This is a genomic window from Bacillus suaedaesalsae, assembly GCF_016890225.1.
In the GTDB taxonomy this organism is placed as follows: Bacteria; Bacillota; Bacilli; order Bacillales; family SA4; genus Bacillus_BS; species Bacillus_BS suaedaesalsae.
Genome location: NZ_JAFELM010000023.1, coordinates 45,191 through 58,099 on the forward strand (window position 1 = coordinate 45,191; position 12,909 = coordinate 58,099).

Annotated in this window: 15 protein-coding genes and 1 riboswitch; of the genes, 2 read left to right on the forward strand and 13 right to left on the reverse strand. The window is 35.0% G+C overall.

Features of this window, described 5'->3' with window-relative positions; translation table 11 throughout:
• Positions 1–348: 348 nt before the first annotated feature.
• Positions 349–1,197 carry a patatin-like phospholipase family protein gene (locus JR050_RS07820; protein WP_204202960.1) on the reverse strand — a complete coding sequence of 283 codons (849 nt, stop codon included), beginning with the start codon at positions 1,195–1,197 and terminating at the stop codon, positions 349–351.
• A gap of 245 nt (positions 1,198–1,442) precedes the next feature.
• Here JR050_RS07820 and JR050_RS07825 point away from each other — a divergent pair, with 245 nt between their 5' ends.
• The gene (locus tag JR050_RS07825; RefSeq protein ID WP_204202961.1) at positions 1,443–1,634 is read left to right on the forward strand and encodes a YkvS family protein; all 192 of its coding nucleotides are present in this window, start codon (positions 1,443–1,445) and stop codon (positions 1,632–1,634) included.
• 151 nt (positions 1,635–1,785) lie between these two features.
• Here the strand turns inward: JR050_RS07825 and queF are convergent, their stop codons facing one another.
• The 12 genes from queF to JR050_RS07880 all read right to left on the reverse strand — a co-directional run bounded on the left by queF (position 1,786) and on the right by JR050_RS07880 (position 11,664).
• A complete protein-coding gene (gene queF / locus JR050_RS07830) occupies positions 1,786–2,283 on the reverse strand; it encodes a preQ(1) synthase (protein ID WP_204202962.1) in 498 nt (165 codons plus the stop codon).
• 26 nt (positions 2,284–2,309) lie between these two features.
• Positions 2,310–3,038 carry a 7-carboxy-7-deazaguanine synthase QueE gene (gene queE / locus JR050_RS07835; protein WP_239454199.1) on the reverse strand — a complete coding sequence of 243 codons (729 nt, stop codon included), beginning with the start codon at positions 3,036–3,038 and terminating at the stop codon, positions 2,310–2,312.
• Complete coding sequence (gene queD, locus JR050_RS07840) at positions 3,031–3,477, reverse strand: 6-carboxytetrahydropterin synthase QueD (protein ID WP_204202963.1); 447 nt, start codon at positions 3,475–3,477, stop codon at positions 3,031–3,033. The genes queE and queD overlap by 8 nt, the downstream gene beginning before the upstream one ends.
• A gap of 1 nt (position 3,478) precedes the next feature.
• Positions 3,479–4,135 carry a 7-cyano-7-deazaguanine synthase QueC gene (gene queC / locus JR050_RS07845; RefSeq protein ID WP_204202964.1) on the reverse strand — a complete coding sequence of 219 codons (657 nt, stop codon included), beginning with the start codon at positions 4,133–4,135 and terminating at the stop codon, positions 3,479–3,481.
• 96 nt (positions 4,136–4,231) lie between these two features.
• A riboswitch (PreQ1 riboswitch) is annotated at positions 4,232–4,275 on the reverse strand.
• Between the two features lie 195 nt (positions 4,276–4,470).
• The gene (locus tag JR050_RS07850) at positions 4,471–5,691 is read right to left on the reverse strand and encodes an MFS transporter (protein ID WP_204202965.1); all 1,221 of its coding nucleotides are present in this window, start codon (positions 5,689–5,691) and stop codon (positions 4,471–4,473) included.
• 388 nt (positions 5,692–6,079) lie between these two features.
• Positions 6,080–7,702 (reverse strand): ABC-F family ATP-binding cassette domain-containing protein, encoded by a 1,623-nt coding sequence (locus JR050_RS07855; protein WP_204202966.1) that lies wholly within the window; start codon positions 7,700–7,702, stop codon positions 6,080–6,082.
• A gap of 408 nt (positions 7,703–8,110) precedes the next feature.
• Entirely contained in the window at positions 8,111–8,242 is a 132-nt protein-coding gene (locus JR050_RS20285) for a DUF6254 family protein (protein ID WP_239454200.1), read from the reverse strand.
• Positions 8,243–8,323: 81 nt separating this feature from the next.
• The gene (locus tag JR050_RS07860; protein ID WP_204202967.1) at positions 8,324–8,818 is read right to left on the reverse strand and encodes a LiaI-LiaF-like domain-containing protein; all 495 of its coding nucleotides are present in this window, start codon (positions 8,816–8,818) and stop codon (positions 8,324–8,326) included.
• A gap of 375 nt (positions 8,819–9,193) precedes the next feature.
• Complete coding sequence (locus tag JR050_RS07865; protein WP_204202968.1) at positions 9,194–10,297, reverse strand: HD-GYP domain-containing protein; 1,104 nt, start codon at positions 10,295–10,297, stop codon at positions 9,194–9,196.
• A 39-nt stretch (positions 10,298–10,336) separates the two neighbouring features.
• Positions 10,337–11,077 carry a GGDEF domain-containing protein gene (locus JR050_RS07870; RefSeq protein WP_204202969.1) on the reverse strand — a complete coding sequence of 247 codons (741 nt, stop codon included), beginning with the start codon at positions 11,075–11,077 and terminating at the stop codon, positions 10,337–10,339.
• 35 nt (positions 11,078–11,112) lie between these two features.
• A complete protein-coding gene (locus JR050_RS07875; protein WP_204202970.1) occupies positions 11,113–11,415 on the reverse strand; it encodes a hypothetical protein in 303 nt (100 codons plus the stop codon).
• Positions 11,416–11,526: 111 nt separating this feature from the next.
• Complete coding sequence (locus tag JR050_RS07880; protein ID WP_204202971.1) at positions 11,527–11,664, reverse strand: hypothetical protein; 138 nt, start codon at positions 11,662–11,664, stop codon at positions 11,527–11,529.
• Positions 11,665–11,792: 128 nt separating this feature from the next.
• On the opposite strand from JR050_RS07880, the gene JR050_RS07885 reads away from it, so the two are divergent.
• A complete protein-coding gene (locus JR050_RS07885; protein WP_204202972.1) occupies positions 11,793–12,623 on the forward strand; it encodes a hypothetical protein in 831 nt (276 codons plus the stop codon).
• The last annotated feature ends 286 nt before the right edge of the window (positions 12,624–12,909 follow it).

Here is a 12,909-nt window from a genome sequence, read left to right on the forward strand (position 1 = left end):
TACACACACTTTATAGGAACAATCCCGGTGAAGAGCAAACAACACCAATAGATCATTCACCCTTGAGAAGCACTCTTTACCGTGATTGTTCTATTCAAGCATTAGAATCACACACCATGAAAATCACCATATGCTTATGAACGCTGCTTACACACAAAGACTATTTTACACACATTCAGACACATTCATACACACAATGTAACGAAAAATCCATCCAACAATGAAACAAGACCATTGCCCATTACACACATTGAATGAAGCAGCGACCGCTGCTTCTTTTTTTTGAAAAGTTCAATAAGTTTTATCTGCAATATAACTAATTTCCCGAAAGGCTACTTTCTATTTACTTTATTTTTCTAACCATTGTAGTAATGAGTCATAAATGTTCTTAGCGTCCTCATAGCCTTCGTTGTATAATTCAAGCAGTCGATCAGGTTTTTTTTCCATTCTTCCTACTTTTAAAGGGATTGTAGGCTGGATGATGAAAACATTTCCATTTTCCTCTTGCTCGAATAAGTAATCTAACGTTTCATTATAATCGTTTGCTCTCGATTCCATTTTTTCAAGTAAACCAGGATAATTTTTATATGCTTTTTTTGAAATCCAAGTGTTCTTCGAAGGTTTCTTCCTATATCCACGATTTCTAGTTAGAATGACAACATTTTTAGAGTATCCTTCTTTTTCAGCTTGTCGTATTGGAATCGGATTTGAAATTCCACCATCTAGTAAACTTTTATTATTATATGAAACAATGGGGGCAATGAATGGAAGAGAACACGATGCTCTAAGTATTGTTAGCATATCCTTTCCGTGCTCTTGATTGTTGTAGTACACTGTTTCACCCGTAATACAATCAGTTGTTCCAACTACAAATTTTTCTTTAGCTTTATAAAAGGCTTCAAAGTCAAATGGAACTAATTGATTAGGTAATACATCAAAAATAAAATCCATCCCAAATAATTGACGTTTCTTTAGATAATTTCTAAACGAAAGATATTCCGGATGTGTAATATAATCAATGTTGACAGTACGATTTCTTCCCTTCTGTCTCGCAAGATAAGATGTTGCATTACTCGCTCCAGCAGAAACTCCAATATTATATGGAAAATATAAATCCCTCTCCATAAAATATTCTAAAACACCTGCAGTATATACGCCTCTCATACCGCCGCCTTCTAACACCAATCCTGTATTCATAACGGCCTTGACTCCTTTTCGAACTTAATCTCTCTTTATTTTATTCATGACTTAAACTCAAATTAATATTTTCCTCCTAAAATTTTACCATATTTATAGACATTCTATCATATTCTGCTAGAATGATTAAAAAGTATGATTTTAAATTTTTTATCAGATTTTTACAAAAAAACTAAAAAAACACTTTACGATTCGACATTATTCATGCAGACTTGAATAATAAGGTATCGGGAGGAGAGGTAGTTTTGAAAATTGCAGCACTTGGAGATATTATCGAATTTAAAAATGGCCTACAAGGTATTGTAGAAAAAGTAAATGAAAACTCCGTCATCGTTGACCTAACTTATATGGATAACTTCGAAGACCTAGAATTAGAACGTCGCACCGTAGTTAACCATAAAAACTACAAAGTTATTGGTGCTCTCAAAGAAAACTAACCCAAAGTAGGAACAGCAAAGTGTTCCTACTTTTTATTTTGCTATCACACTTTAACACGTTAAAGGAGTGGGGGCCTTTCCCCCACTCCTTTAAAGCACTAAAAAAACAGCCATTACTGACTAGGTAAGTAATGGCTGTTCTATTATTTATTTATCTGTTGTCTACTGTTTCTGGGTATAGGTCGTGATTCATTAGGCGATATTCAGCCATTTGTTCGTATTTTGTGCCTGGTTTTCCATAGTTTGTATACGGATCAATAGAAATTCCACCACGTGGTGTGAATTTCCCCCATACTTCAATGTAACGTGGATCCATTAGTTGAATTAAGTCATTCATGATAATGTTCATGCAGTCCTCATGGAAATCGCCATGATTTCTGAAACTAAATAAATATAATTTTAATGACTTACTCTCTACCATTAGCTTATCTGGAATGTAGCTGATATAAATGGTAGCAAAATCTGGTTGATTTGTTTTTGGACAAAGACTTGTAAACTCAGGGCAGTTGAACTTTACAAAGTAATCACGGTTTGGGTGTTTGTTTTCAAAGCTTTCTAATACTTCAGGAGAATATTCAAATAAATACTTTGTTCCTTGATTACCCAATAAAGTTACGCCTTCTAGTTCTAGTTCATTTCTTCCACTCATTTTATTCACCCTACCAATCTATTATTTTATACTCCTCGTTTGTTTCCCCATACAAGTGTATGAAGTTGAGGCAATACTCGTATATCATTCATATCGCTAGACTCTATCGCTTTATTAATAAGCCATTCATATTTCATTAATAAAGACTCAACAATGGACTGTGTTTCAGTGCCTGATACGTTGTCGTTTCCTACTTGTAAGTAAAAAGGAACAGCTGGGTACCTCTTATGAATGTGTACAGCATAGTCGAAATCTTCATCATTAAACACAACTACCTTTAATGAAACAGTAGAATCATTGCTTAGCTTTAATCTGCTTACAATACTATCTAATATTTCATAATTTGTATTCATCCCTGAGCTAGGTGGCTTAGGAGAAATCGTTATGTCCTGAATTAGAGGAAGCCAATCTTGCCATTTAGATCCTTGTGTTTCCACACCAATTCTTATCCCGTTTTCATGTAATAAGGAAACAAGATCACCTAAGTTTTTAAGTAACGCAGGATTTCCACCTGAAATGGTTACGTGAGAAAATTTATCTTCACCAAGTTCTTTTAACTGATCCCATATTTCCTCTGCAGTCATTTGGTTAATATCCTCTTTGGCAGACCCATCCCATGTAAAAGCTGAATCACACCAACTGCAGGAATAATCACAACCCGCTGTACGAACAAACATTGTTTTTACACCGATTACGCTACCCTCACCTTGAATTGTAGGTCCGAATATCTCTAATACTGGTATAGTTTTACTCAAGATTTTTCCCACTCGCTTTCGGACGGTACACAACATAACTTGTCGGTGTTTCACGCACTAACACTTGCAAACATTTAGGTTGGTTTTGCAGTGTGTCTAGGTGTGATTGAATGTTTTCATAAATTTTTCGAGCAACTACTTCTGTAGTCGGAAAATCATTTGAGTTCTTATCATTAAAATCATCGTTTTGGTTATTTAATAAAGAATGGTCATAACGTTTATGAACAATATTCTTCAGGTCCTGAAAATTCACAAGAAATCCTGATTCATTTAGCTCATCACCAGCAACGGTAATGTTGACGAAATACGTATGCCCGTGAAGTTCTTGGCAGCTTCCTGCTGATTCATGAGGTACGAAATGGGCTGCAGCAAAATGCATATCTTTATTAAGCTCATACGTATATGGATGAAAAACCTGAGGATAAAACTGTTGTAACATGTTATTTCTCCTCCTTTTGAGCTAAATAATCATCTAATCCACGCTTACGTAAATGACAGGCAGGGCATTCACCGCAACCGTCCGCAATGACACCGTTGTAGCACGTTAATGTTTTTTCCCTCACATAATCAAGAGCTCCCAATTCATCAGCTAAGCCCCATGTTTCTGCTTTATTAATCCACATTAACGGTGTATGGATAACAAATGGAAAATCCATAGAAAGATTAAGTGTGACGTTCAATGATTTAATGAACACGTCACGACAATCAGGATAACCACTAAAGTCCGTTTCACAAACTCCAGTGATAATATGCCTTGCGCCTACCTGTTTTGCTAAAACACCCGCAAAAGAAAGGAACAATAAATTTCTACCATCTACAAATGTTGAAGGTAATTCGCCTTCTTTATGTTCAATATTAATGTCATCGCGCGTTAACGCATTCGGTGCAAGCTGGTTTAACAATGACATATCTAAAACGGTGTGCTTAACATTTAGCTCCTTTGCAATTTCCGAAGCAACTTCTATTTCTAATTTATGCTTTTGATTGTAATTGAATGTAACAGCTTCTACTTCATCAAAATTCTTCAGCGCCCAAAATAAACACGTTGTACTATCTTGACCACCACTAAAAACAACAACTGCTTTTTCTTTTTTCATAAAAAAAAGCTCCTTTCTTTATATAACAAAGAAACGAGCGACCACCTATCTCTAAACTAAGCCAAAACGGAATAAAACCATATCCACGATATCGTTTTGGTCATAGTTTTTTATAGAGGGAGTTCGCGAACCTCTCGTTTCGTGTATTCACACTAAACAATCATTATATTTTCAATTCATACTTACTAACTATAACACAAAAACAATATTCGACAAGGAAAAAATCTTCTCCTCTTGATCACTTTAACACTTTAAAGGAATGGGGGCCTGTCCCCCATTCCTTTAAAGCACTAAAAAAGGTCTAGCTCGAAATGCTAGACCTTTTGGGCTTCTATTTAACTTTGTTTGTACACTGCTTCGTTTTGAATTTCGACATGTGCTGCTTTTCGGATTGGTAGAAGTGTACCAACTAAAGCAATTGCACCACACATGAATAGTATAGTAGGTAAACCAAGCCCTGCAATACCTGCTACTGTACCCATGATAATGAGATCAAAGACAGAATCTAGTACAGATAGTAACGAAATCGTTGTTGCTCTTACGTGTGATGGGATGTATTCATTGCTTAGTTTAGAATAAATTGGATATCTAATCGCTCGGACAAAGCGAAGAATAAAGAACCCTGCCAAAACAACCCAAAGAGTCGTAGCGAATTGACTGATCACTATTAAACTAATAACAGCTAATCCTCCAGTCCCATACAATAGTAACACCGCTGAAAACTTCTTCGTCATCCAACCTATAGAACGTGATGCAATGAATCCAATTAAAGCAGCAATAGAATACAGTACTCCTATGAATACAACAGGTATTCCTGCGTTCGTTAATACAAGTTGGTCAAAGTTATCAAAAATCGCCCCAGCAGGAATAAAGACAATTGTTACATTTAAAAACATCCATAATAACTGTGGTGCCTTCCTAATCACGCGAATACCTTCCCCAATATGCTGGAACGGATTTTCACGAAAGGAATCCATCTTAGCTGGTTCCTTAACTAATAACACGAGTAATAATTGAACGAATTGACAAATTACACCTAGAACTAATAACAATACAAATTGTGAATCCTCTAGGTCCTTTGCTAAAAACGAGCCAAGTAAAACCGTACCAATCATCGTTAAGAATGTAGCAGATTGAATGTTACCCATTACTTGATCCATCTTATCTTCGTCTTTTGATAGCTTTAATGATTCATATAATAACGCTTCATCAGCTCCCGAGAAAAACGTAGCTGAAAAGCCGTTTAAAAAGCTAGCTAAAAAAAACATCCAAGGCTCTACCGCAAAAATAAGTAAGCCTACACTAATCATTTGAACGAACGAGCCTACTAAAAAAGAACGCTTTGCTCCAAATTTATCGGCAAATATTCCAGTTGGAACTTCTCCAAGTAAAACGGCTCCACTCCAACACATCATTATTATTACGAGGTCTGTTTCAGTAATTCCTCGTTCAAAGTAAAAAAGTGTTACAACTGGTTGTATAAAGCTCATTGTTCCAAAAAAGTGAATCCAAAATAAAATTCTTGAGTTGTACGCACCTAGCGTGTTTTTGTTCATAAACAATAGTTCCCCCTACTTTTAGTCGAAATAAAATAACCGATTAAAAAAGCAGGAGAGTTAAACAGGGATCTACTTCATACAACACTTAAATTTAATCTATTAGGCGTTACGTAACCCCTCTATAGCTACTCCTGCTCTTGATGATAAGAATGTTGTGATTGACATTTGTATTCCTCCTAATCTATTAATTAGCTTTATTATAATTGAAACTGTATATTTTTAACAATATTTTTCTGTTTGGTGTGAATGTTACAGAGAATTTGGACGACTTTGCAAATATTCGGACGAAATTTGTTTTTTTTCGGACGACCTTCTATCTCCTGGAAAAATCTTACCACCACATAAAAAAGCGCAAATCCTAAAGCAGGATTTACGCCTCAATATATTAAACTGTATATAACGCTTCAACTTGCTTCTGAAGCTCCGTGTTCTCTAAATACTCATCATACGTACATTGCTTGTCAACAATTCCGTTTGGTGTAATCTCAATAATACGGTTCGCAACTGTTTGAACAAACTGATGGTCATGGGATGTAAATAACATCGTACCTTTAAAGCTAGTAAGTCCGTTGTTTAACGCTGTAATGGACTCCAAATCTAAGTGGTTCGTAGGCTCGTCTAATAATAGAACGTTCGCACCTGTTAGCATCATCTTTGATAGCATACAACGAACTTTTTCTCCCCCAGAAAGAACGCTAGCTTTTTTCATTACTTCCTCACCAGAGAATAACATTCTACCAAGGAATCCACGTAAAAAGCTTTCCGTTTGATCGTTCGGTGAATATTGACGCAACCAGTCTACAAGATTTAAATCACAATTCTCGAAGTACTCGGAGTTATCTTTTGGGAAATACGCCTGGCTAGTTGTAACTCCCCATTTATAGGTTCCACTATCAGCCTCAAGCTCACCCATTAAGATTTTAAATAATGTAGTTTTTGCAATTTCATCTCTTCCAACAAAGGCAATTTTATCAGCTTTATTTACAATGAAGCTTACATTATCTAATACTTTAACTCCATCAATTGTCTTTGTAATTCCTTCAACACGAAGCAAGTCATTTCCGACTTCTCTATCCTGAGAAAATCCAACAAATGGGTACTTTCTTGAAGAAGGTCTAATATCATCTAATTCTATTTTATCTAATAATTTTTTACGAGAAGTTGCTTGCTTCGATTTAGAAGCATTCGCACTAAAACGTGCAATAAACGCTTGTAATTCTTTTATCTTCTCTTCTTTCTTCTTGTTAGCGTCTGAAGCCATTCTTGAAGCTAATTGACTAGACTCATACCAGAAATCATAGTTACCTACATAAACTTGAATTTTACCAAAGTCTAGGTCGGCAATATGAGTACATACGATATTTAAAAAGTGACGGTCATGGGATACGACAATAACTGTATTTTCAAAGTTAATTAAAAAGTCCTCTAACCAACGAATTGCCCCAATGTCTAAATGGTTCGTAGGCTCGTCCAGTAATAGAATATCAGGCTTACCAAATAACGCTTGCGCTAATAGAACCTTTACTTTATCAGAACCAGATAAGTCTGCCATTTTTTTATGATGAAGATCTTCTCCAATGCCTAATCCCTTTAAAAGAATCGCTGCTTCAGATTCTGCTTCCCAACCATTTAGTTCAGCAAATTCACCTTCAAGCTCAGCAGCTTTCATTCCATCTTCATCTGTAAAGTCTTCCTTCATGTATATCGCGTCTTTTTCCTTCATTACTTCATATAAACGCGCATGACCTTTAATAACTGTTTCGATTACTTCGAACTCTTCATACTCAAAGTGATTTTGCTTTAGAACAGCAAGACGCTCACCTGGCTTAATAACTACTTCACCAACTTGAGGCTCAATTTCTCCTGATAAAATTTTTAAAAACGTTGATTTACCCGCTCCATTTGCTCCAATTAAACCATAGCAATTTCCTGGTGTAAATTTTATGTTAACATCTTCAAATAGCTTACGGTCACCGTAACGTAACCCTACATTTTGAACTGCGATCATGTATTTGTATCCTCCATTCTAATTCTACTCGGGATATTATAGCATAGATTGGCAGTATATTGATATATCCAACCATTTTTAAACCCTTGACTAGCTACAAGAATTACAAATGTGGGCATCATTAATTCTTCAAAGACTATGTTGAAGTCACTCGCCTTTTATATAATCAACTACTGCAAAAAATACAATAGAACTTTAACACAGCTCTCAAAAAAAAGTGCAATTCATAAAACTGAATCGCACTTTCCTCATATCTAGTCCCCTGTAATAAAAAATACGATTTCCCAGGTACTATCTTCTTGTTTCTGAGTACCTATACGATAGTCTACAGGGTTTCTAACAAACTTCTCTACAACTAGCCTGACATACCATAAAAAAAAATACCACAGTTTACCTGTGGTATTGTGGTTATCTATTCTCGTTATTCTTACCTTCAACGCCTTCTCCTAACTCTTTAAAGGAATCAACTTTACCATGAGGATTTTGAGCTTCTTTTCTTGCTCTGAATTGACGTTCCTTTTGTCGTTTTGACTGTGTCATACTTTCACTCCTTTCCACTATACTTCTTTACTATCTTTTCGGAAATAAAGAAAGTTATGTATGAAAGGTATAGTGAAAAAATTATCCTTGCTTTGAACGATTTTGACCAGTCATTACGTATATACCAACAGCAATTAAGATCAATGGCCATAAATTAAATAACTGAAAGCTTAGTAATGCATTCACTAAGAATATTGTTGCAACAGTCGCTAAAATTCCAACAGGTATTAATAGCCCTCTCTTTCTCCCACCAAAAATATACAATTCGAATAAACCAAATGACACAGCATACATATAGACCGGCCATGTGAAATGAGAGAATTGCCATGACGTCATACTTTCAAAAACAAATAGCAATCCGATAACTAATAAAATCCCACCTGGTACTAATAGTCCAGCGAGATGCTTTTTAGCCCCACTAATAAAAAATGCGACGTGAAAGATTACTCCGGGAATAAGTAAGAACATTGGCCAAAATGCACTCCAAAAATTATCAATTACACCTAGTGATTGTAGTGAAAATAAAATTCCCATCAATATTAAGGTCAAACCTAAAACAATATTACTTTTTCCCATTCTTCCACTCTCCCTATAGGGATATATACCTATACCACTATCATAACGTTTTTCGCATCTAATTTATAGAAATATTTTCCTTTAATCCCAAAACTTATTATCTTAAAAGTAAAAAAGTACGAAGATTGATAAAATTAAGAAGGTTCATCCTGACGCCCAAATACGTTTCTACAACTTTCGGAAGATGAAAGGTGAACAGACACTGTCATCAATAACGATTCAAGAACACGTTGTAGACAAATTCCATACTAATCCTAGGTATTAAAGAGTTCGATATTGTCACTAAAGAAGAGAAATAGTAGTACTACCCCAAAAAGGTCTACTAATAGAAAAAAAGGCACACGAGCATGCGCCTTTTTCTCATACCTATTTTCATTACTCAACCATAGCAATCGTTAATTGCCGTTCTAATTCAATCAACTGCTCTGCTCTTGATCTTAATGATGGAAAACACTCAATAAAGTAAGGGATCAATTCATCATCAAATTGAGTACCGCTGTTATCAATAATAATCTCCTTCGCCTCATCAATTGCAAACGCATTTCGATACGATCGATTAGTTGTAAGGGCGTCGAACGTGTCCGCAATTGAAATTATTCTAGCAAGTAACGGAATACTTTCACCTTTTAGTCCATGTGGATACCCTTTTCCATCCATTCGCTCATGATGATACAAAATAGGCTCGGTTATTTCCTCTGGGAATTCTAAGCTAATTGCGATCTCAGCACCAAATGTAGGATGTTTTTTGATCTCTTCATATTCTTTCTCTGTCAACTTCCCTTTCTTCTGTAAAATGTCAATTGGAATATTAACTTTACCTATATCATGTAATAAAGAGCTAATGCGTAGTACTTCTAAATCAACTTGAAAACCATTGTTTTCCAAGTAAGTTCCTAGTATCATACTATACTCTGAAACTCTCGTTGAGTGTCCTCTCGTATAATCATCTTTTGCTTCAATGGCTAAAACAAGTGCTTCCATCGTTTTCGTATACATTGAATTTAATTTTTCTTGTTTAGCTGACACAGTTGAAACATAGTATAAAATGACAGTATAAGTGATAAATGCAAGTAATTGAATAAACTCATATAATGGGTAAAAAGAGATAAATGGTTGTAAGACTAGTACGGTAGTATAACCAATAAGGGAAATAAAAAATGCAAAAATAAAATAGATCTTCTCTTTAAATAGTACAGCATAAATCGGAATGATATAAAAAATAACGTGCCCAATGTACGGTGCTAAGTAAAATATACTCGCAATTACACAAGTAGTCGTCAACAGAAACAAAAGTTTTTTCCAACTTTTACTAACATATTGATGAACAAGAAAATATGGTAAATAAGCTACAATAATTGCAATAAGAGTATAAATTGACTCCTTCGTTAACGCTTCCTGCAATACAAAAGTAGAATATGAAGTTATAAACAATGTACTTAATGAAGTACCGAACCACGTTGCAAAAACTAATTTTTTCATTAAAAATAACCTCACAAACATTCTGCTTAATTAAGAAATTCACATCATTTCATCGTTTTTCAAAATTGTTCCGTCATCAAATACGGTTTGATTTCTACCTAGTTTTTTCGCTTTATACAATAAAGAATCCGCAACCTTAACGAATTGATTATTTGATTTCATTGGATCTTTCACACAGCAAACACCGATGCTAATTGTGATGGGGAAAGCTGCATTTTCGAATTCAAATGTAGTCTCATTCATCATTTTATTTAATGTTGATATATAAGATTTGACTTCCTCAACCTCTGATGTATAAAACAATAAAGCAAACTCTTCTCCACCATATCGAAATGGAACTCCTTTCCCAATTGGAATGATGTTTACCAGGATTTCTCCTACTTTTTTTAACACCATATCCCCTACCACATGACCAAATGTATCGTTAATTTTTTTAAAATAGTCAATATCCAACATCGCAAGAGTTAAAGGTGTGCCTTTTTTGTTGCATTCAACTAAATGCTCTTGAAAATGTCTATGATTATATAGGTTCGTCAAAAAGTCCTTTTTCACCAACGTTTTGTATGTATTTTTCTCAGATTGATGTTTTCTCTCACGATAGACGATAAGGGCACCGAACATCCCTAATATAAGTAAAAAGCTCATATTCAAGATAAAATGTATTAACATCATCGCTGTGATCGAAGCATAATCAAATAAAAGTATAACTGTATAGCTAACTACGACAGACGAGATAGAAATGATAGCGCCGACAATACGCCAATAAATTGTTGCATGCATAACGATCAAATAAGCAATTGGGAATAGCAGGCTCTCTACTCCTCCTGAAGTAATAACAACCAAATAAACGCAATAAAATCAAACACTACACCCGCTTTTGTTAAAAAGCTAAATACACGTTTATTATCAGACAAAAAGTGAAGCGCTAGTTGTGTGACAGCCATATAAATAAAACCAACCACTAGCAATGCGTTAAAGGTGTGTAAACTATAATTTAATTCACTAGCAAGTGGCGGAAAATAAAATAAAAAGATTGCACCAATTAAGAATATCCATCTTAATAAGGAAAATATTAATTCAGTATTGTAATCATTAAAATTAAAGGGTTTCTTATGCATATGGATACCACTTTTCTTTTCAATATTGATTCTATGAATCTATTATACATGAATACTATTAGCAATTAATATAGAATAATGAGCCCCATATAAAAAGGGCAATTATGCCCTTTATTCACTACCTTGTGTAATATTAAAGAACTCATTTTCATTCTTTTGGTTAGCATGCTTCGAGTCATGGTTATTTTCTTTGCCCATTTTTCCGTCCGATTCGTAACTCAGCTTTACTTTTTTATCATCCTTTTGCAAAACATCATCTCCTTTCTTCTTATGTAACATAACCAAAATCATATAGAACTATAGCCTACATAGATATTTCTCATTTTGGAGACACTTATCTTTATGCAGAATTTCTAATGAATTAAAGGGTGAGATGCTTGAAAGTAATTTATACAATCACGTTTTTGATCTGTTCTTTCATGTTTTCTAATTATGTTTCTGCTCATTCAACACCTCATATTAGTTTTGATATTGAATTAGTCGAATGGGATGTTGCAAATTCTTTATTACCGAAGTACAGTACATTCACTGTTATTGATATGGAAACGGGGAAAAATTTTCGAGTGCAAAGAAGAGCAGGAAGTCATCATACAGATGTACAGCCTTTAACGAGCGAAGATACAAAAATAATGAAATCAATATATGGAGGTAAATGGAGTTGGAAGAGACGAGCAATACTTGTACAAACAGGAGATTTTTTAATCCCGGCCTCTATGCACGGAATGCCACACGGAGCTGGAGCACTACAAAATAATTTCCCAGGTCATTTTTGTATTCACTTCCAAGGTAGTAAATTGCATAAAACGGATGAAATGGATTATTCTCACAAGCTAATGGTTTTGAAAGCCGCGGGACTTCTAGACGAGTATGTAGCTAATTTAAAGGCAACTGAACTTGTTCGTGTTTTCGTTGAAGGTTTGAATCAGCACGATCTTTCCATCCTTTCTTTAACAACTTCTACGACTAAGTGGGAGAAAAACCAAAAGTTAAATATATTTCGTAAAGATATAGAAACAATAAAAATAAAAACGATCACACTACCTCATCATACAAATGAATTACTTGTAACGGATGCTGTTGTTGAATTCTCTATGTATACGAAAAGTAAAGGAAAACAAAAGGGTACCATTTTATTACCACTATCCCGTTCTTCACTTATAGATTCGTGGGAAGTACTATATGAGGATGCAGCTTTTTTGCTTGAATAAATAATTAAAGAGGCTGTCCCAAAAGTCATGAATAGTTTACTTTTGGGACAACCTCATTTTAATCTACTAGGTAATACATTGTTAATTTAGGCTCTATTCGTAAGATTGTGCTATTTGGATAGCTCTGTTAAAACATTGAGTTGATTGGAGCGGAAGGCACTCGACTCCTGCGGGAGATAGAGGGAATCGTAAGACCCCGCAGGCGAAGCCGAGGAGGTAGGTTTTTTCACGATAGTGAAAATAACCATCAGCTTCCTCCCCGCGGAAAGCGTGTGCCTGAAGCGGA